We start from the raw sequence: 19068 nt of genomic DNA, 5'->3' as shown, positions 1-19068 counted from the left end.
ACCTGAAGGGGCGGCTCAGGAAAACCCCTCGCTCCCACCCGGCGTGAGAGCATGTCCCTCCATCCCTGGCTCGCCCCGCTGCGGCATTCCGCGGTGCGGCTGCTCCTGTTGCTGGTCGCGGCCGGCTTCGTCTCCGTCCTGCGCGGCCAGGACAACAACTGGGACCTGCGGAACTACCACCTCTACCTTCCCTTCTCCCTGCTGGAAGGGCGGCTCGGCATGGACATCATGCCGGCCGGTCCCCAGAGCGCCTTCAACCCGCTGCTGGACCTGCCCTACTACCTGCTGGCCGTCTCGTGGTTGCCGGACCGACCTCGGCTCGTCGCCTTCCTGGCCGGCCTGCCCTACGGGCTCCTGGCCTTCCTGACGCTTGAGATCTGCGCCAGCCTGGCGCGCGGGCTTCCTGACCTCGCGCGGCCGGGCCGCACCGCCGCCACCGCCGCGCTGATCGGCGTCTCCGGCAGCACCATCCTGTCGGAGATCGGCACCACCTACGGCGACATTCCCATCGGCGTCCTCGTCCTTGCCGGGCTGCTTGTGCCTCTGCGCGCGCTGGAGGGGGCCGGGGGGGATGCGGGATGGCGGCGTGCCTCCCTGGCCGCCGGGCTCTGCCTGGGGCTGGCGGCCGGGCTCAAGTTGACGGCCGCGCTCTACGCGCCCGCTCTCCTCATCGGGGCGGTCGTCGCCTCGCGGGCGGCGGGGCTGGGCTGGCGGCCGGTGCTGACGGGAGCTCTCCTCCTCTGCATCGGCTGGGGCGCGGCCTTTGCCGCATCCTGGGGCTGGTGGGGATGGGCCGTCTTCCAGCGCTACGGCAATCCCCTGTTCCCCTTCATGAACCAGGTGTTTGCCTCCCCCTGGGCCGCGCCCGTCTCGCTGGAGGACACGCGCTTCCTGCCGCGCGGCCCGCTCCAGGCCCTGGCCTATCCCTTCTTCTGGCTGCGCGGGCAGAGCTTCGTCGTCGCGGAGACCAGCGTCGCGGACCCTCGCTTTGCCCTGGCCTGGCTCGCCGTGGTGGCGCTCGGCCTCAGGGCGGCCTGGAACCGCGCGATGCGGCGCCCGCCCATCCTGCCACCCGCGACCATCCTCCTCGTGACCTTCGTCGCGGTGGCCTTCGCGCTCTGGGAAATCCAGTTCTCCATCCTGCGCTATGTCGTGGCCCTGGAGGCACTGACCGGCGCCGTGATCCTGGCGGCGCTGTCCGCCTTCGGGTGGAGCCGGGCGCGGCGCTTCCTGCCCGGCCTCGTGGCCCTCCTCGTTCTGGTCGTGGCGGTGACGGAGAAGCAGAATTGGGGCCGCCTGCGCCAGTATGGCGCCAGGGTCATCGAGGTGACCGCGCCGGCGCTCCCGGATGGCGCCGTGGTGGCAGTGGCCAGCCGCCCGACCGCCTTTGTGCTGCCTTTCCTGACCGGGCGTGACCTCGTCTTCGTCGGGTTGGGGGAGGTGCCGCCGGGAACGCGCCAATGGGAGGAAACGCGGCGGCTCCTCCACTCCGGCCGCCCGGTCCAGATCCTGCGCGATCCCCGCCAGAACGACAGCGCCGCGGACCTTGCCGCCTTCGGACTGGTGCCGGACGAGGCGCGCTGCGCGCCCGTTGCGGCTAACCTGCGGGCCGGGTTGCAGCTCTGCCCGGCGCGGCCGGTCTGACGCCCCTTCCCGACAGCCCCGAGGCTGGAGGCGTGCCCGACGCCAATGGCGGCCTATCGCCGCTGGAATTCCGGCGAGAGCAGAAGCAGCGCAATGGCCTGCCGACCGTCCGCCGCCCTCTCGATGGTCCGGCGCGTCTCCGCGCTGGCATAAGGGCCGAAGGCCGTGTCCAGCAGGCCCCGGGCATCAGTGCCCGGCGGCAGGCGGGAGGCCAGCTCGGAGGCCCAGTCCAGCCGGGTCTTGATCGCGTCCGGCGCAGCCCAGGCCTCGTTCCCCGCCGGCCAGCCCTTCGGGGCCGGCGCTTCCCAAAAGGGCTGGCCCATGGCCTTCAGCGCGCGGCCGGGATCGGGCTGGCGCGGCAGGCCGCCGAGCAGGCGGGAGGAGGCGAGCAATAGCTCGATCGGCGGCCGCACCTTCCGCGGCGGTCCCCAGGCCTCCCCGTCCGAGACAAGGGCGCGGGTGACGGCACCCAGGTCGCCATCCGTGCGCCGGAAAACCTCGGCCATGCGCGCCTCCAGTCCCGGCAGCCCCTCGCCCACGAAGTGCCGCACGAGGCGGCGCGTGACGTGCCGGGCCGTGGAGGGGTGACGCGCCAAGTCGGTCAGGGCGGCGATCGCCTGGTCCGGGCCCTCCTGCGCGTAGGTCTTGCCGAGAAGGGTCTTCGGGCCGGGCTCGTGCCGCTCCGGGAAGAAGCCCACGCGCTCCGGGCGCTTCGGCGGCTCGTCCAGGTCGATGCTCCAGCCCGTCAGGATCTTCGCGAGGGCGAGCACGTCGTCCTGGGTGTAGCCGCCGTCCACGCCGAGGGTGTGGAGTTCCAGCACCTCGCGTCCCAGGTTCTCGTTCAGGCCACGCCGCCCGCGGGAACTGCGGCCCAGGCGTGAATCGGGGCCGACGGAGTTCCGGTTGTCCAGGTAGAAGAGCATCGCCGGGTGCAGGGTGGCGGCCACCAGCATGTCCCGGAAGCGCCCGAGCATATGCGGCCGGATCGCCTCGCGCTCCATGCTGCCCGTCATGAAGCCGACAAAGCCCCCGGCGGTGGTGAAGTGGTCGGACCAGTGGAGGGCCAACCGCTCGATCAACGGCGCGCGCGTATCCACGGCCGTGGAGAGGAGGAGGGCCAGCTCCCGCGCCATGACGTCGCCGGGGCGGACGAACGGGGTGCCGGGATCGGCCTCGCCGCGCTTCACGAACTCGTTGCGCTCGTTGAGGATCCGCCGGCGCTCCGTCAGCAGGAAGAGGCCGGCGGCGGTGTCCGCCGGCACATTTTCCGTCACCACGGGCGGAGCGGGGGAAGCGAGTTGGGCGGCGACATAGCCGCGTGGATCCGGCCGCGCGCGGGCGAGCTCGCCAGGACCGGCACCGAGGCCAAAGCGGTTCACGGCGGACAAGGGGTTCAGGTCCGGCAAGCGCGTGCTCCGGGCGATGAGGGCCAGCCCTGACGCAATGGGCCGTTGGTGCAGCTATGTCTGGATAGTGAGGGCACCCGATACAAGGGCGGAAGCCCGGGCACCGGGCCGGACGAGGCGGGAGATGATGCCCCACCCCGTGAACACGTCACGCGGGGCACCCTCCGGATCGGGCGTTACGTTCCCACGCCGCCGCACAGGATCCGGCGGGCTTCCCGGGCCATGGCCCCCGCCGGATTCATCCTCCACGCTCCGCCAGGAAGCGGCGCACGCCCATCAGCGACTGATTGATGACCTGGTCCATGTCCAGGTACTGGTAGGTGCCGCAACGGCCGATGAAGCTCATGCGCTCCAGCCCGGCTGCCAGGGCGGCGTACTCCTTGTACTTCTCCTGGTACCGCCCGTCAGAGGTCTTCACGGGGTAGTATCGCTCCTCATTGTTGTCGCGGTAGTCGCAGGGCTCCTCCACCGTCACGGTGCGGCGGCCGGTCTCCGCCGCCCGGTGGTGCGGCAGCAGGTCCCAGTGCGTCTCGCGCGTGAGGGGGCCGGTGTCCGTGTAGTTCGTCACCGTCCAGTTCATCCCGGCGGGCGGCGCGCCCTCCTCCGTCCTCGCGTGGAAGCGGATGGAGCGGTAGGGCAGCTCGCCCAGGGAACGGTCGAAATACTCGTCGATCGCCATGCTGTTGAAGCAGTGCGTGTAGTCGTTCTCCATCCCCTTCTCGTAGGATACGCCCGTTTCCACCCTGATGTTCGGGTGGTCGAAGATGGCCTGGAAGATCGCGGTGTAGCCGTCGCGCGGCATGATCTGGTGGCGGTCGCCCGGGAAGTAGCGGTCCTCGCGGTCTGTTCGCAGCGGGATGCGCTTCACCACGGAGGCGTCCATCTCCTCCAGGTCCAGCCCCCACATCTTCTTCGTGTAGGGTCGGAAGAAGAGGTCGGTCAGCTCCGTGCCGATCCTTGAGTTCAGGTGCTCGGCCGCGTTCCGCGGGTTCTCGATCGGCAGGGCGACCTCCGCGAGGGCGGCCTGCATGGCCGCCTCGTCCGGCAGGGGGCGGCCCAGCACGGCTTCCACCGTGTCTGCGTTCACGGGCAGCGGCACCAGGCGCCCATCGGGCAGCAGGGCGCGCACCCGATGCTCGTAGGGTACGAAAGTCCCGAACCTCTGGATCCACTCCACCACGGCATCGTTATTCGTGTGGAAAAGGTGGGGGCCGTAACGGTGCACCCGCACCCCGTTCTCGTCCACCTCGTCATAGGCGTTGCCGGCGATATGCGGCCGGCGGTCGATGACGCGGACCGTCCAGCCCGCCTCCGCCAGCGTGCGCGCGTAAACAGCGCCGGCGAAGCCGGCACCCACGATCAGCGCGGATGCTTCCATCGCCGAGACCCTTTCGATTGAGTGACTGCCACGCGTCGTTCCGGAAAAGCGGGGGGCCCCTCACTGGCGGCCATTGCTCTCTGAACTTCGCTCGTTCCCATCCAGCACCGGTACACCGCAGTCACGACGACATGGTCACCCGAACCCTCTGGCGAAGACCGCAAGCCAAACCGCCGAACGGCGGAGGCGGCAGTTCTGATCGCTTAATGCGGCACCTCGAATCCGGGCGCAACATCGTATGATTGTGCGTCTCCCTCCGGAACGCGCGAACGCGCGGGGCTGGTTGTCGGCCCCTTGCGGCCAGGAGGGCCGCTGCAATCACCGGCGGATGCATCTGTGGCATCCGCAGCCTCCGTGAAGCCCGCATCCTCTGCGGGGCGGCTGCGGTCCGTGCCGCGGTGGCACAGAGCCCCCCCCAGAAGGGGCGAGTGTCTCGCAGAGGGGGAAGGCAGCAGGGCCTGCGCCATCAAGCACCCGTGCATTGTCCGTGACTTTTGACAACCTCCAGTAGCTGCTATCACCCTCGTCGCATTAAGGGAGTAAGCATCGCCTTGCCGACAGTGCTACTCACTGAGCGGTCGATCGAGTGGTTGCGCGATCATCGCGTTTTCTTCGAGAATCGGCAGACCACATTCCGGTTGAAGCCGGGACAGCGGTTGACGTTCGACCGTCAGGCAGGTGTGGAACCCTATTGCGGCATCCTGAACGGCTATGCTGTCTGTCCGATCGGAGCATTTTCTTACAGCTGGTCACCGCTGATCCCCGGGATGCGGATCGGCCGCTACACGTCGATCGCGGGCGGGTTGTCGGTCCCGAAGCCGCGGCATCCCATCGAGAAACTCAGTACGTCCGCCTTCATGTACGATTCCGATTTCAGCATCATCAAATCCTACATCGACGACACGGGCGACCGGTTCGACGGGCTCGAGCCGAACCCGCAGAAGCCATTACCGGTCATCGGAAATGATGTCTGGATTGGGATGGGCGCATCCATCATGCCCGGCGTGTCCATCGGTGATGGTGCAGTGGTCGCGGCCAACTCCGTCGTCACGAAGGATGTACCCCCTTATGCCATCATCGGCGGCAACCCCGGGCGTCTTATCAAATTCCGCTTCGACGCCGATTTGATCGAGGATCTGCTGGACACTCGTTGGTGGGACTACCGGTTTACCGATTTCCGCGGGGCCAAACTCTCCGATCCAAGAGCTGTGGTGGACATGATTCGCCATGGCGGGAAAGGCGGCAACCGCTCGATCGAACCCTACCAGCCGCCTGTCGTGAAGCTCACCGACATCCCGACCGACAATAGTTGATGCGCCATAGCTTGGGTACCGCCAGGCTTCATCCCAGCATTCTCGCCACGGCCGGGACGCGCACGATCATCCGGCAGGGATGAGGCGCCGACTGCCTGAAAGAGTGATTGCCGCAGCATTGGGCATCGACCTGAGCAGGGAGCAGGCAATAGATGCGTCCGTACGCCCGGGCTGAGTAAGACGACGGGCCAAGTCACCGGAAGACACAGCAGGACATGCGAAGGCTTGCGGCCGCAGCCTCAAGGAACAGCCCCACCTCGCGCCACAATAGCGCCTCGCACCAGCCCCTTTATTAGGAAAGTATTGATATATTACACCTTGCTCCTGGAACTGCCACTCCGATAAGATGTGAACTCATCTGGTGCGGAGCCGGACATATGAGCGGTGAGATGCGGTCCTCTGAGTCGGCAGAAGGGCAAAGCCCTGCCGATCGCAGCGTTCTGCGCCTCGACGAGCCCAGTGTCGTCTCCCTGATCCGGAACGCCCGCCCGCACTGGCCTGACATGCTGGACCTTTGCGGCGCCCTGTTGCGGCAACGCCGGGCCTCGGATGCCCGGATCCTCGCCGACGAGCTCTCGGCGCGCCACCCCGAAGCAGCCGAGCCGTTCATGCTCCGGGCAGCAATCGCGCATGATGAGGGCGAGTGGACGCTGGGCATCGCCATGCTGCAGCGGGCCTTCGACACCTCGCCGTGGCATCCCGAGGCGACAGGCCTCCTGGCAAGGCGCTGGTGGCAGGACGGCAGGGTGCCGGAGCTGGTGGCCTTGGCCCGACGCGCCGTGGCCGAGAACCCGGCGAAGCACGTCCCGCTCATCGGCTACATCGGCTTCGATGCATCGATCGAGATGGCGGAATTCGAACTCGCCGAGCATTTCCTTCGCGTTCTCGACGGGAAGGCGAGGCAGCTGGAGCGGCGCAATCATCTGGCCCGCGAAGCCCGGAACTGGGCCGCGAGCGAAGCGCCCCACGAGCCGGCCGGGCGCGACGGCCGGCTGAGGCGGAGGATCGACGCGCTGGTCGCGGAAGGGGATCCGGACGCCATCCGCCCCTTGCTGCGGCGGTCCCTGATGGAGCCGAAGCCGGGTGCCAGGGATCTCATCGCGATACGGACTGCGGCAGGGCGTCTCAGGATGACGCTCACCGAACGATGGGCGCTTCGGCAGATGCGCGATCACCATCCCGGCTATCCCGGCCAGATCATGATCCTGACGGATTTCCTGAGCCAGCTCGGAGCCCACCGCGAGGCGAGCCGCCTCTACGATGATCTCAGCCAGGCATCCGCCCAGCAGGCGGACATGCTGCTGCGATCGGCGACCTACATGGCGTCGGCCGGCGGCATGGCGCTGGACCGGCTGGAGGAGGCCGCAGCGGCGCTCGAGCCGAAGCTTGCGGATCCCGGGGTTGCCTCACTCGCGCGCCGCTTCATCGCGCAATCCCACGCCCGGCCGGTCCGGCGGGATGTGTCCATCGGTTCCGTTTCCGCCCTTCCCGCACCCGCGCTGGCAGCAGGGGACCGCCGCCCCCGCGTCGCGATCTGCATGTCCGGCCAGTTGCGGGGCTTCCGGAACGCCTGGCCGCAGACGCGCAAGGCGCTGGCAGGAGAGGATGTCACGGTCTTCGTCTCCACATGGGCCGATGCCGGCTCGGGACTCGGCCAGAGACTGTCCGTGGATCGGCGTCTTCCGGTCGGCCTCATGCCGCGCCTGGCCGGAGAGCACATGGACAGCGCTCTCTTCGCCCGGAGCTTCCCGGGGCTGAGCACACTGCTCACCGGCCGCCGGAGCTACGAGCGGGAGGAACTGCAGGCCTATTTCGGCACGCCTCACGTCGAGATCGAGGACGAGGAGGATTTCAACCGCCGCCATGAGCACAGGACGGGACTCTACTGGTTGAACAAGCTCAACCAAGCGAAGATGTTCTACATGATCCATCAGGCTCATGAGCAGATGCGCCGCTTTGAGGAGGCGGAGGGGCGCCGGTTCGACGTGGTCATCCGCCTCCGCTGCGACAACGGCATCAGCGAACTGGCGCGTGAGGACCTGCTCTACGCAGCGTCGGAACCGGTTTGCCTCGTCCCCAGTTCCACCACGAAGCTGCACGACCGTTCCGCCATGATGAGCCGGCAGGTGTCCTCCTCCTATGCCTCGGTCTATCCGAACCTGAACCGGCACGGCGATGCGCGCTACTTCGAGGGGGCGACAGGCCAGTTCGCCGAATATCTGATCGGCGGGCACCTGATCGATCAGGGCGTGGCCGTCGGGCTGTTCAAGGGCACCAAGACGACGTCGCTCCTCTCGGATCAGCCCTCGCTGCAGGAGTTCGGCGAGATCCTCACGGCCGAGATCCAGGGCCGCGAAGACCTCGACACCTTCGAATCCGCCGTTGTCGTCGCGACCATCGAGACCATGGCAGCGACGCGCTCGATCGAAGCGATGAGCCGGCTCTGGCAGGCCGTGCCCGCCGGAGCGACAACCGCACGGGCCCGCCTCGACCGGAGCTTCGCCGCCAAGGTGATGGCGTCCGGCGCGCCTGCCGGGGGTTGAGGCGAGTTTGTCGCACAATCGACCTTCGACTGGGGGAAGTTTGATTGTAGATTGTGCGCCGCGGCGAAGCGGCGGTGCAGAACCCAGAGGTGGGCCCCGCCTCCTCTGAGGTGCGCCTCTGCCCGGGATGAGCACCCATCCAAGCTGCTTAACCTCCCCCTAGGAGCCACGAGAGAATGCAGCGTCTTGTGCTCGACCTGGACGGCACCATCACTATCGAGGATCCCGGCGTCCCCTATCCGGACAAGCAACCGAACCTCGAGGTCGTCGAGCAGATCCGCCGCTACAAGGCCCAGGGCTTCGAGATCATCATCGCGTCGGCCCGCAACATGCGGACCTTCAACGGCTCCGTCGGCAAGATCAACGCCGTGACGCTCCCGATCATCATCGAATGGCTGAAGAAGCATGAGATCCCGTTCGACGAGATCCATATCGGAAAGCCGTGGTGCGGAACGGATGGCTTCTACGTGGACGACCGGGCCATCAGGCCCGACGAGTTCGTGAGAATGAGCCTGCAGGATATCCACGCCCTGATCGGAAGGACCTCGGCGCCATGAGCGGAGCGGGCGGCATCTGGCTGATCATGTCCGGCGCCTATGTCGGCGGCGAGCTCGCGGCCGAGTTCGGGAAGCTGCCTCCGGCCTTCCTGCCGGTGGGCATGGCGCGGCTCTATGAGTACCATCTGGCGCGCCTCGGCGCCCGCAGGCCGATCTACTTCACCGTCCCAGAGAGCTACGAGATCACGGTCGAGGATCGCCGGCGGATCGAAGAGCTGGGCGTGACGGTGCTGCCGCTCCCGGAGCACCTTCAGCTCGGCGAGGCCGTTGTCTACGCGGTGAACACGGTCGGCGGGCCGGACCAACCCCTCCGGATCCTGCACGGCGACACGCTGATCAACGACCTTCCCCTCGACGAGACCGACCTCATTGCGCTGGCGGATAATGTCGACGGGTATTCCTGGGCCGAAGCCGAGGTCGTCGGGGGGAACATCCGCGCGCTGGAAACCCTCCCCGCGGGCAGTGAGCGCGCCTCGGGGCGGCTGGTGGCGGCAGGCTACTTCGCTTTCAGCAGCAGCGTGGACCTGGTCCGCTCGATCACGCGGGCACGCGGCGATTTCGTGGGCGGCATCAACCTCTATGCCGGCGAGAGACCGATCCAGGCGCATCAGGCGCAGAACTGGTTCGATTTCGGCCACGCGCAAACCTACTTCCGGTCGCGCCGCGCGGTCACCACCGCCCGCTCCTTCAACACGCTCCGGCTGGATGGCCGGACGGCCCGGAAGATGAGCGAGGACGGCGCGAAGATGCGCGCGGAAGCGCATTGGCTGCGGGAAGTTCCGCCGGCCGTGCAGCTCTACGGCGCGCGGGTGCTGGATAGCGGCGAGAGCGAGGGGCTGCCCTTCTACGAAACCGAATACCAGTACATCCCCACCCTCTCGGAGCTGTTTGTCTTCGGTTCGCTGAACCGCCCGGTCTGGACGCGGATCATGGAGTCCTGCGCCGAGTTCCTCACCGTCTGTGCCCGCAACGGAACCGATGAGAGCAGCAAGCCCCTGCTCCGGAAGCTGGCGATCGACAAGACGGTCTCCCGCCTGGAAGACTACGCCCGCCTCACCCAGTTCGATATCGATAAGCCGGTCAGCTTCGCGGGCCGGCCCTTCCCGTCCCTGCTCGGCATCGCCCAGAAGCTCGCCGCGCTGCTGGAGGGGAGCACCGACCGCTCCCTCGTCGTGATGCACGGCGATTTCTGCTTCAGCAACATCCTCTACGATTCCCGGTCGCGGCGCATCAAGGTGATCGACCCCCGCGGCTACATCGAGACGGGCACGCCGAGCCTTCTCGGCGACCAGCGCTACGATCTCGCCAAGCTCGCGCACTCGATCATCGGGCGTTACGACCACATCATCGCCGGCCGCTACACCACATCCGCGAATGACGGCTATCGTCTATCGATCAACTTCGAGCGGACGCCGCAGCAGGCCTGGCTGCAAAGCCTCTTCTCCGAGGTCGTGCTGACTCAGACGAAGGCTTCCGCCCAGGAGGTGCAGGCGGTGATGACCGGCCTGTTCCTGTCGATGCTGCCGCTGCACGCCGACCGGCCCGATCGCCAGAGAGCTTTCATCGCCAACGCGCTGCGCCTGTACGGCATGCTGGAGGATAGCGTCGGATGATCGTCATCCCTATGGCCGGCCTGTCCAGCCGCTTCGCCCGGGCCGGCTATGATCGGCCCAAATACATGCTTCCTCTTCACGGCCGCAGCGTCTTCGCGCACGCCGTGAGCAGCTTCTCCGCCTATTTCGAGACGCATCCCTTCCTCTTCATCGCACGGGAGGTGATGGAGACCGAGGCGTTCCTGCGGAGCGAGTGCGAGGCTCTGGGAATCCGGGACGTGCAGGTGGTCATGCTGACGGCGCCGACCACCGGGCAGGCGGAGACGGTTGAGCTGGGGATCGCGCAGGCCGGCCTGGCCGAGGACGTTCCCCTGACGATCTTCAACATCGACACCTTCCGCCCCGGCTTCCGCTTCCCTGGCGATGCGTGGTGGCCGAGCTCCGACGGTTACCTGGAGGTTTTCAGGGGTACGGGCGACAACTGGTCCTATGTGCGCCCGGCTCCGGGCGATGAGCCACTGGCCCTTGAGACGGCCGAGAAGCGGCGGATCTCGGACCTGTGCTGCACGGGCCTGTACCATTTCGCCCGGGCGCAGGACTTCACCGAGGCTTTGCGGCAGGAGCGGCTGGCCCCCAGCGCCCCGGAACTCTACGTGGCGCCGCTCTACAATCACCTGATCAAGAACTCGGCGCGGATCCACTACACGGAAGTCGGCATGGAAGAGGTCATCTTCTGCGGCGTCCCCGCCGAGTACGAGGCGCTGCTGCACGGGCCGGAGAGGGCCGCCTGAGGTTTTTCCTCACGGGTCAGGGCAGGCCAGCTGGGTGATCTGACACAAGGATTCCCGGCTGAACCTGCTGCGCCCGGGCAAGGAGGCCAGCGCCGGCGCCCGTGTGGATCAATGCCGGGCCTCCACCGCCCAAACCAGCCAGTGCCGTAGGTCCTGCGGCGAGGGTGCCGGCATCGCCGGTCACACACGCCGCAGTTCGGTCGATCACGCCACGCTTAGCCCTGCCCAGGCCGCACCAGCGCCCTACAGGTAGTGGTGCGCCATGAAGGGCGCATCGCGCCGCGCACAGAGCGCCAGATCGGAGGCCAGCTTCTCCGTCAGTGCCTGCGCCGTCTCGGGCTTCAGGTCACGGCGGTAGCGGCCGGGCATCACGTCGGAGCCCTTCCAGGTGCCGCCCACCTTCACCCATTCCGGGTTGTTGAACAGGTTCTCCGGCCGCTCCATCCGCAGCACCTCTGCCACCTCGGAGGGCGCGCGCCCGAAGGTGCGGCAGAGATTGTCCGTCATGTAGTCGAAGGCGCAGCAGAGCTGGTTGTAGGAGGTCCAGGTGACCGCATCGCCCAGCGCCCCGTCCGAGAGGCTGCGCAGCATGTTATAGCTGGCCACGTTGTTGCGGCCCATCACGTAGCGGTCGATCCCCTCCTCCTCCACCTTGCGCCGCTTGGCCTCCGCAACCTCCGGCGTGTCGTGGGTGTTGGGGTGCTGCAGGGCCCACCAGTACTGGTTGCACGCTAGGTCCCGCGGGTCCCGGAAATGCGCGATGACCTTGAAGGCCGAGACGTCCAGCGACGTGTCCCAGTGCCGCGGGCCGCGGAACCAGTAGAGGAGGTTCGGCTCCGCCGCGTTCAGGTGGGTCGCGCCCTCGCGCGGCTCCAGCGAGGCCGGGCCATTGGCGGCCCGCAGCTTTAGGGCTTTGCCCCCGATCGCCTGGAGGATGCGCAGCATGGAGGCGGTGCCCGAGGTGGGCGTGCACACGAAAATATAGGCCATGGTCTTATCCCTCTCCGCCCCGCAGCCGCCACAGCTCGGCGGCGATGACGAAATCCTCCTCCCAATCCACGTCCACCGTTTTGTCCTTGGGGATCGCGTGCAGCAGCGGCGCCGCACCGATCCGGTCCCCGCGGGCGCGGTAGGTCTCGGCGTCCGCGATGAAGATGGCGCTGTTCACCTCATAAAGTGGTGTCAGCGTCTGGGTGCGCGGCCATTTCTCCACCGCGCGGTCGTAGTTCACCGCGCCCTTGGCGTCCCAAATGAAGGTCCGCAGCTCCGTCACGCCCATCAGGCTGTCATGCGTCCCCGCCCCCCGCGCGCCGCGATAGGCGCCGATGGCGGCCGCGTAGTCCGCCGCGCCGAAGAAAGGGCTCGTCACATGGGTCCAGAGCACGTCCCCCTCCGGGATGATGGAGGGGAGGTAGGCGATCACCTCGTCCGTGCTGGTGGAGGAGGAGCAGAGATGGTCCGGCCGCCGGTCCATCCGCAGCTTGCCGCCAGCGCGGGCCACGAAGGGAGCCGCGATCGCCTCCACCTCCGGGTCATTGGTGGAGAGCACGACGGACTCGATCGCCGCGCAGGCCAGCAGCTGCTCCAGCTTGATGCCCAGCAGCCCGTCCTGCCGGTCGGCGAAGGGGCGCGTGTTCTTGTGGGGCACGCGCTGGCTGCCGGCCCGGCAGGGAAGGAAGGCGGTGACGGGCATCGGGCTCCTTGTCAGGCGTCGAGAAGCGCGGGAAGGCCGCGCAGGTCGCGGATCATAGGGAAGCCGCGCTCCGCCGCCAGGGCCCGCATCCGCGGCTTGGCGGTAGAATAGTGGTCGGCATAGGCAAAGCAGGCGCCCACGGCATCCGCGGCCTTCAGGTCCGCCTCCGCGTCGCCGATGAACCACACGTCGCCCAGCGGAAGGTCCCGCCCCAGCTCCCCCGCGACGAGGTGCAGGTTCTCCGTCTTCGTGGCGGGCGAGCCGTGGATGGAGCGGAACAGCCCGGCCAGCCCGCGCTCCGCGAAGACCTCCCGCAGCTCAGCCCCGTCCGAGCCGGAGACGACGAAAAGGGGGATGCCCCGCGCCGCCAGCCCGTCCAGCACGCCGCGCATGCCGGGGGTGGAGGCGCAGCGCGCGTAGCGCCCGCGCAGCAGGCGCGCATAGGACCCGACCAGCACGTCCTTATCGGCCGCCTCCGGCCGGATCTTCAGGTCCTCCCACCCCAGGAAGTTCTCGAAGAGCCGGTAGCGGGAGGTGCCGAAATTCGCGACCTGGTAGCGGGAAAAGCGGGCGATGTCCTCGGGGTGGAAGCCGTGCTCGGCCAAGGCCTCACGGAACACCGCCGCCTTCAGCGTGTTGGAGACAAGGAGGACGCCGTCGCAGTCGAAGACGACTGCGGCGGGTTGCGTCACGGCCATTGGAATTCCCTGGGGGCTCTCTCGGGCGTCAGGCGACTTCCGCGATCAGCCCGTGGATCGACCCCTGCTTCACGCGGTAGCGCGTGGGGGTAAGGCTGGAGAGCGCCACCCCGGACGGATGAGCCGCGAAGGAGTCGAGCACGGCCTGAACCTCGCGGGAGAGCTCCTGCTCGGCCGCGGAGGCCATGTCGTAGCCGTCGAAGCCCACGAGGAAGCAGCGCTTCGCCCCGAGCGCGAGCGCGGTCCCCAGCGCCAGCGCCAGCGGCGAGTTGTCGGAAACCGGGCCGAGATGCCCCTCATCCGTCTCGTAGGACTGGGCCTGCACCACGTGGAGGTTCAGCCCCTCCGGCAGGCAGCCCGGCACGCGGGGCGGGGCGGGGATGACCACGGCCGCCACGCGCTCCAGCGCCTCGGGCGGCGCGCGGAAGGCGTCATGCCCGGGCAGGCAGAGGAGTTGGCGCCCGCCGATCCGCGCCGCCAGGTCCAGGTGCCGGGCGGAGGAGAAGACCACCACCGGATCGTGCTGCGCCACCAGCCGCGAGATGGCCTCCACATGGCGCTTCACGGAGGGGCCGCCGCCGATCAGCAGCACGTCGCCGGAGGTCAGGCCGAGGGTGGAGACGTCCGGGAAGACGGACTTGTCCACCTCCTGCCCGCCCTGGCGCTGCAGGGCCTGGACGATGGACATGACGGAGTAGCGGTTCTTCGCCAACCAATCCATCACGTCCTTCTGCGGCAGGTTGTTCGCGCCGGAGATCATGTAGGGCAGGTTCGTGCCCCAGCCCTGCTCGCGCTGCATCGCCTCGAAGGGCGCGACCACGGTGGAGAGCGCCTGGTGGTCCAGCTGGGCGTTCAGCCCCTCCCGCGCCAGATGGATGAGGATCGTCTCGGTCTTGGCATTGCCCGCGCCGCGGCCCATGCCGGTGAAGGTGCCGTCCACCACGTCCGCCCCGGCCTCGATCGCGGCCAGGGTGTTGGCGAAGGCGAGGCACATGTTGTCGTGCCCGTGGAAGCCGATGGTGAAGTCCGGCATCCGCGCCCGCAGCTCCTTGAACAGCCGCGACACGTCGTTCGGCGTCACGCCGCCGTAGGAATCCACGAGGGAGAGGGCGTCGTAGGCGTCCGGGCTCTCGATCGCCAGGCGGATGTGGTCCAGGTTGTCCTTGAAGGTGGACAGGTACATCACGTTGAAGCCCACCTGCAGGCCGAGCTTCTTCAGCTCCCGCGCCAAGGACAGGCCGTGCGGCAGGTGGGCCGGGGCGCAGGCGATCCGCACCATGTCCAGGATGTCAGCCAGCGGGCCGAACAGCGCCGGCACTCGCTCCGGCTCCACCGCCTTCGCGTCGATCATCACCAGCAGCTTCTGGTCCGGCCGAAGCCGGGCCTTCAGCGCCGTCAGCTTGTCCGCCGTCAGGAAAAAGTACTCGCCGTAGTAGCCGGAGAGGCGATCATTCACGTAGCCTACCTCGACATAGTCGATCGGCAGGCGGGCGATGCTGTTCATATAGGTATCGACCAGGCGAGGATCGAAGTCCCAGGAGGTGTAGTAGCCCCCGTCGCGGAACGTGCAGTCCAGAACCTGAACCATGAGGCGATCCTTCCCGATCTGGTGCGGTGCACCAAGAATCCGTGGGAACCCTACCGGGGGGGTTCCCGTTCAGCAAGCAAAGCCGGGCGCCCGATGGGGCCGAATCCCCCGGCAATCCGCCCCTTTGCGGGCCAAGCCCACATCACGGATTGGTGAGCCCCGGCAGGTGGGACCCGGCGCCGGTCGTTCCGGCTCAGGATAGCGGAAGGGCTGCGATCCGCTCTACCACCACGGGGTCGCGCAGCAGGCTGAAGTGGTCTGCGCCCGGGGAGACATACTCCCCCGCCACGTTCCCCGCGTCCGCCCAGGCCCGCGCCATCCGCGCGCTCTGCGCCAGGAAGGCCGGCGTCTCCTCCCCGCCTACGGCGAAGAAGGCCGGCGGCAACCCGCCCCGGGCCCGCAGCACGGGGGAAAGAGCCCGCGCCGTCTCCACGTCCAGCCGCAGCTTCTCGTTCAACGGCGTGGCGGTCAGCGGCTCCAGCTCGTACACCCCGCTCAGCCCGGCGATCGCCGCGATGGGGGATGCCCCGCTCCAGTCCGACAGCGCCAGCTCCGCCACGATCTGCCCGCCCGCGGAATGCCCCGCCGCCACCAGCGCCGCCCCGCCGCGCCCGAGGGAGGCTGCATGCGCCAGCACCGCCCCCACGGCGCGCCGGGTAGAATCCAGCAGCGCGGGCAGGGTCACGTCCGGGCAGAGCGGGTAGTTCACCATCGCCACGTCCAACCCGCGCGCGACGAGGAGAGGCGCCAGGAAGCGGAACTGCGCCTTGTCGCGGGATTGCCAGTAGCCCGCGTGGAAATAGGCCAGCGTGCCCCGCCACGCGCCCGGCGCGGCGTAGAAGTCGAATCGCTCCCGCCCGTGCGGGCCATAGGGAATGTCCGTCGCCGGGCGCAGCGTGGCCACGCCCGCCCCTCCCTCCTGCTCGAACTCAGCGATCAGCGCGGCGTGGCCGGGGCGCGCCTGGCCCGTCATGTACTGCCAGGTCAGGTCCATCAGATCTCCACCTCCACGCGGCCGTTCACCTCCCGCGCGGGGAAGCTCCGCACCCCCTCCGTGATGGGCGCAGAACGGGGCTCGCCCGTGAGGATGTCGACCAGCCCCTGGTGCAGCGGGCACTCCACGCAGCCATCCTCGACGAAGCCGTCCGACAGCTTCGCGTAGCCGTGGGAGCACTGGTCGTAGAGGGCATGGACCTCCCCCTCCACCCGGAACAGCGCCACCGGCTTCCCCGCCACCACGCAGCCCAGCACCTCGTCCTCCACCACCGCATCCGCGGCGGCCGCGTCGTGCCATTCACCCATGGTTCGTCCTCGAACAGGCTTCAGATCGGAAAGGCAAGCAGCGTCTGCACCCGCAGCGTGTCGTAGATGCAGCGCTTCTCGCGGAAGCGCAGCCCCTGCTCCGTCCGCACCACGCGGTCCAGGTAGCGCCCGGCCTGGTAGATCGTGCTCTCCCCCTCGATGGAGGTGTTCACCACGACGTACCCGGTGGAGACAGCGTACCCTTCCCCCTCCTCCCGCCACTCCATGCCGGAGAGCATGTGCCGGTAGGCCGGCTTCTCATAGATGTTGGCGTGCCGAAGGGACAGCACGCGGTCCCGCAGCATCCCCGCGCTGTCGCAATGGATCAGCGGCGCCGGCAGCCCCGCCTCCTCGTTCTCGCGGGAGACGATCTCGTAGAGGCAGTCCTCCGTGAAGAAGCCCGGCCACTCCTCGATGCGGTCATTGTCGATCGCCGCCACGTAGCGGTCCTGGAGGTCCATCAACTCCAGGCGCAGCATCAGGTCCTCTCTCATTCCGCGATCCTGGCCGCCACGTCGAAGCCCATCAGCTTCCGGTACCCCTTCCAGAACTCGCGGATCAGCTGCTCGGAAATCAGCGTGTCCCGCCGCTCCGGCGCGTCCCGCGACATGTCGATCACGGAGGTCGCCTCCGGGTCGCGGGCGGTGCCGCGCTGCACCAGCTCCGTCGCCTCCGTGTCCTCCATGGAGATGTAGCCCGCCGGCCCCACCAGGTTCGCCTGCTTGATCCGCAGCTTCCGCATGTCAGGCGTGTCGTCCTCGTAGCCGAAGAAGTGGAAGACGAGCTCGAAATGGTCGGGCCCCTTCGGCAGGATCTGCCGGCAGACCAGCGTGTTGTGGATCTGCTGGATCACAAGCTGCGGGAAGATGGGCTGGATCTGGTTTGTCGCCACCTCCTCGTACTCCTTCTCCAGCGCGAGGATGCTGTCATCCTCCAGCCGGAACCCCTCATCGTAGGAGCGGATGCCCTGCGACTTGTAGTCGGCAGAGTTCTCCTCCTCGTTCTTCATCACGAAGATCACGCTGTGCATCCCCGCTTTCTCGTCGGGGATCACGCGCGCCCTCATGCCCACGCGGAAGATGTTGAAGGTGGTGTGGAACAGGTGCAGCAGGCTGGCGTGATAGGGGTCCTTCACGTTCTCGATGTAGAGCTTCCAGTTGCTATCGGAGAACTGCCGCGTGCAGCCCATGTACACCACGGGCTTGTGGAACGCCCGGTCCACATAGGGCCGCATCTCCGGCCCGATATACTCCTCCAGCGGCTCCACCGTGTCGGAGAAGGTGGCGAAGACCAGGCCGCGATAGCTCTCCACCCGAAGCTGGCGCAGGTTGTGGCGCTTCGGGTCGAAATCCTTCGGCATCCCCGTCGCGTCCTTCTGGCCGCGCCGGAAGGGCACGCCCTGCAGGTTGCCCTTCGTGCCGAAGCTCCACTGGTGGTACACGCAGGAATGCGACAGCGCGTTGCCGCGCGGCAGGCGGCACACCACCGCGCCCCGGTGCGCGCAGCGGTTCACCCAGGCCGCCAGCGTCCCGTCCTCCGCCCGCGTCATCACCACCGGCGTGTCGCCGATATAGGTGCTCTTGTAGTCGCCGGGCTTCGGGATCTCGGCCTCCAGCCCCAGGAAGTTCCAGGTCGGGCCGCGATAGATCCGCTCTTGCTCCAGCGCGTAGATCTCGGCGCTGCTGAACACCTTGTAGGGCACACGGGACCCGTCCTCGCGCGGGAAGCTGGCGAGCGGCGCGCCCCCGGGCAGCGGCGCGGCATCATGCGGATGCTGGTCCATCTCGGCTCCTCCGTTCAGCGGGGCAGGTATAAGCGTCAGATTGGCAGAAGCACGTCCCGCGCCACTATCCGCCCGCCGCAGCCTCTATCCAGCCGCCGCAGTGCCCCTTCCGCGCGGCACGGCCCTTGCCCTTCAATCCCGGCATGACGGACCCCGCCGCCCCACCCCTCGCCGGCCTGCTGGAGATCACGGGCGGGGAGAACGCCCTCGTCCTCGCCCTCCAGCCCGGGGATGAGAGCCTGGACTGCGGCGGCTTCATCGCGGAATCCTGCCAAAGGGGCCGCCCACCCTTCGTCATGGTGCTGCAGGACGGCAGCGCCTCCCACCCCGGCTCCAACATCTTCCCGCCGGACCGGATCGCAGCAATCCGGGAAGGCGAGACGCGCGAGGCGGTGCGCCGCCTGGGCCTGCGCGCCGACCGCCTGCTGATGGCCGGCCTCATCGACGGCCCGGTGCCGGCGGAAGGCCCGGTCTTCGAGGCGGCGGTGCGCGGCATCACCCTCGTCATGTGGGCGCGGGACTGCAACCTGATCCTCGCCCCCTGGCCGACGGATGCGCCCCGCAGCGCCGCCCACCGCATCGCGGCGGCCGTGGCGGCGGGAAGCGGCGTCGCCCACCTCTCCTACGCCCCGCCGCAGGATGCCCTGCCGGATGGCTGGAGGCTGGCCATCCCGGCGGAGACGAAGCGGCAGGCGGTTGCTGCCCACGCCAGCGGGCTCGGCGGCCTCGTCTCGGACGATCCGGCGCCGCGCATCCCACCCGGCTGCCTTGCCAGGGCGGAACAGCCCTTCGAAACGATCCTGCGCCCGCCGGCGTAAG

At 68.3% G+C, this 19068-nt stretch carries 16 protein-coding genes and 1 pseudogene; 7 read left to right on the top strand and 10 right to left on the bottom strand.

The window, feature by feature from the left end:
* The first annotated feature begins 51 nt into the window (after window positions 1–51).
* The gene (locus NRP21_RS08130; protein WP_257715679.1) at window positions 52–1644 is read left to right on the top strand and encodes a hypothetical protein; all 1593 of its coding nucleotides are present in this window, start codon (window positions 52–54) and stop codon (window positions 1642–1644) included.
* Between the two features lie 53 nt (window positions 1645–1697).
* Here NRP21_RS08130 and NRP21_RS08125 read toward each other — a convergent pair whose 3' ends face one another.
* Together NRP21_RS08125 and NRP21_RS08120 are read right to left on the bottom strand one after the other, a co-directional pair.
* The gene (locus NRP21_RS08125; RefSeq protein WP_257715678.1) at window positions 1698–3050 is read right to left on the bottom strand and encodes a DUF1800 domain-containing protein; all 1353 of its coding nucleotides are present in this window, start codon (window positions 3048–3050) and stop codon (window positions 1698–1700) included.
* 238 nt (window positions 3051–3288) lie between these two features.
* Window positions 3289–4428, bottom strand: a complete 1140-nt coding sequence (locus NRP21_RS08120; RefSeq protein ID WP_257715677.1) for a UDP-galactopyranose mutase — start codon at window positions 4426–4428, stop codon at window positions 3289–3291.
* 923 nt (window positions 4429–5351) lie between these two features.
* Between NRP21_RS08120 and NRP21_RS28150 the strand changes: the two are divergent.
* The 5 genes and pseudogenes from NRP21_RS28150 to NRP21_RS08095 form a co-directional block, all read left to right on the top strand.
* Window positions 5352–5591: pseudogene (locus NRP21_RS28150) on the top strand (CatB-related O-acetyltransferase); the annotation flags it as partial.
* Window positions 5592–6130: 539 nt separating this feature from the next.
* Complete coding sequence (locus NRP21_RS08110; protein ID WP_257715676.1) at window positions 6131–8284, top strand: tetratricopeptide repeat protein; 2154 nt, start codon at window positions 6131–6133, stop codon at window positions 8282–8284.
* 176 nt (window positions 8285–8460) lie between these two features.
* Entirely contained in the window at window positions 8461–8841 is a 381-nt protein-coding gene (locus NRP21_RS08105) for an HAD-IIIC family phosphatase (RefSeq protein ID WP_257715675.1), read from the top strand.
* The gene (locus NRP21_RS08100) at window positions 8838–10454 is read left to right on the top strand and encodes a phosphotransferase (protein ID WP_257715674.1); all 1617 of its coding nucleotides are present in this window, start codon (window positions 8838–8840) and stop codon (window positions 10452–10454) included. The genes NRP21_RS08105 and NRP21_RS08100 overlap by 4 nt, the downstream gene beginning before the upstream one ends.
* Window positions 10451–11185, top strand: coding sequence for a glycosyltransferase family 2 protein (locus tag NRP21_RS08095; protein ID WP_257715673.1), 735 nt, complete (start codon window positions 10451–10453; stop codon window positions 11183–11185). The genes NRP21_RS08100 and NRP21_RS08095 overlap by 4 nt, the downstream gene beginning before the upstream one ends.
* A gap of 243 nt (window positions 11186–11428) precedes the next feature.
* On the opposite strand, the gene NRP21_RS08090 is transcribed toward NRP21_RS08095, so the two are convergent.
* The 8 genes from NRP21_RS08090 to andAc all read right to left on the bottom strand — a co-directional run bounded on the left by NRP21_RS08090 (window position 11429) and on the right by andAc (window position 18249).
* Entirely contained in the window at window positions 11429–12175 is a 747-nt protein-coding gene (locus NRP21_RS08090; RefSeq protein WP_257715672.1) for a thioredoxin domain-containing protein, read from the bottom strand.
* A gap of 4 nt (window positions 12176–12179) precedes the next feature.
* On the bottom strand, window positions 12180–12878 hold the full coding sequence (locus tag NRP21_RS08085; protein WP_257715671.1) for an acylneuraminate cytidylyltransferase family protein: 699 nt from the start codon (window positions 12876–12878) through the stop codon (window positions 12180–12182).
* 11 nt (window positions 12879–12889) lie between these two features.
* On the bottom strand, window positions 12890–13576 hold the full coding sequence (locus NRP21_RS08080; protein ID WP_257715670.1) for an HAD family hydrolase: 687 nt from the start codon (window positions 13574–13576) through the stop codon (window positions 12890–12892).
* Between the two features lie 28 nt (window positions 13577–13604).
* Window positions 13605–15164, bottom strand: a complete 1560-nt coding sequence (locus NRP21_RS08075; protein WP_257715669.1) for an aldolase catalytic domain-containing protein — start codon at window positions 15162–15164, stop codon at window positions 13605–13607.
* 193 nt (window positions 15165–15357) lie between these two features.
* Window positions 15358–16158, bottom strand: coding sequence for an alpha/beta hydrolase (locus tag NRP21_RS08070; protein WP_257715668.1), 801 nt, complete (start codon window positions 16156–16158; stop codon window positions 15358–15360).
* A complete protein-coding gene (andAb, locus tag NRP21_RS08065; protein WP_257715667.1) occupies window positions 16158–16466 on the bottom strand; it encodes an anthranilate 1,2-dioxygenase ferredoxin subunit AndAb in 309 nt (102 codons plus the stop codon). Before andAb ends, NRP21_RS08070 begins: the two co-directional genes overlap by 1 nt.
* A 20-nt stretch (window positions 16467–16486) precedes the next feature.
* On the bottom strand, window positions 16487–16960 hold the full coding sequence (gene andAd / locus NRP21_RS08060) for an anthranilate 1,2-dioxygenase small subunit AndAd (protein WP_257715666.1): 474 nt from the start codon (window positions 16958–16960) through the stop codon (window positions 16487–16489).
* The gene (gene andAc, locus NRP21_RS08055) at window positions 16957–18249 is read right to left on the bottom strand and encodes an anthranilate 1,2-dioxygenase large subunit AndAc (protein WP_257715665.1); all 1293 of its coding nucleotides are present in this window, start codon (window positions 18247–18249) and stop codon (window positions 16957–16959) included. Before andAc ends, andAd begins: the two co-directional genes overlap by 4 nt.
* A gap of 125 nt (window positions 18250–18374) precedes the next feature.
* On the opposite strand from andAc, the gene NRP21_RS08050 reads away from it, so the two are divergent.
* Window positions 18375–19067, top strand: coding sequence for a PIG-L deacetylase family protein (locus NRP21_RS08050; RefSeq protein WP_257715664.1), 693 nt, complete (start codon window positions 18375–18377; stop codon window positions 19065–19067).
* Window position 19068 lies beyond the last annotated feature (1 nt).

Source organism: Roseomonas populi (assembly GCF_024594815.1).
GTDB lineage: Bacteria > Pseudomonadota > Alphaproteobacteria > Acetobacterales > Acetobacteraceae > Roseomonas > Roseomonas populi.
The sequence above is the reverse complement of the archived record's forward strand: the minus strand, read 5'-3'. Positions and strand labels throughout refer to the sequence as shown.

Coding starts and splice junctions, on each gene's coding strand:
- NRP21_RS08130 (WP_257715679.1), top strand. CDS start 52: ATGTCCCTCCATCCCTGGCTCGCCCCGCTGCGGCATTCCGCGGTGCGG.
- NRP21_RS08120 (WP_257715677.1), bottom strand. CDS start 4,428: ATGGAAGCATCCGCGCTGATCGTGGGTGCCGGCTTCGCCGGCGCTGTT.
- NRP21_RS08110 (WP_257715676.1), top strand. CDS start 6,131: ATGCGGTCCTCTGAGTCGGCAGAAGGGCAAAGCCCTGCCGATCGCAGC.
- NRP21_RS08105 (WP_257715675.1), top strand. CDS start 8,461: ATGCAGCGTCTTGTGCTCGACCTGGACGGCACCATCACTATCGAGGAT.
- NRP21_RS08100 (WP_257715674.1), top strand. CDS start 8,838: ATGAGCGGAGCGGGCGGCATCTGGCTGATCATGTCCGGCGCCTATGTC.
- NRP21_RS08095 (WP_257715673.1), top strand. CDS start 10,451: ATGATCGTCATCCCTATGGCCGGCCTGTCCAGCCGCTTCGCCCGGGCC.
- NRP21_RS08090 (WP_257715672.1), bottom strand. CDS start 12,175: ATGGCCTATATTTTCGTGTGCACGCCCACCTCGGGCACCGCCTCCATG.
- NRP21_RS08085 (WP_257715671.1), bottom strand. CDS start 12,878: ATGCCCGTCACCGCCTTCCTTCCCTGCCGGGCCGGCAGCCAGCGCGTG.
- NRP21_RS08080 (WP_257715670.1), bottom strand. CDS start 13,576: ATGGCCGTGACGCAACCCGCCGCAGTCGTCTTCGACTGCGACGGCGTC.
- NRP21_RS08075 (WP_257715669.1), bottom strand. CDS start 15,164: ATGGTTCAGGTTCTGGACTGCACGTTCCGCGACGGGGGCTACTACACC.
- NRP21_RS08070 (WP_257715668.1), bottom strand. CDS start 16,158: ATGGACCTGACCTGGCAGTACATGACGGGCCAGGCGCGCCCCGGCCAC.
- andAb (WP_257715667.1), bottom strand. CDS start 16,466: ATGGGTGAATGGCACGACGCGGCCGCCGCGGATGCGGTGGTGGAGGAC.
- andAd (WP_257715666.1), bottom strand. CDS start 16,960: ATGAGAGAGGACCTGATGCTGCGCCTGGAGTTGATGGACCTCCAGGAC.
- andAc (WP_257715665.1), bottom strand. CDS start 18,249: ATGGACCAGCATCCGCATGATGCCGCGCCGCTGCCCGGGGGCGCGCCG.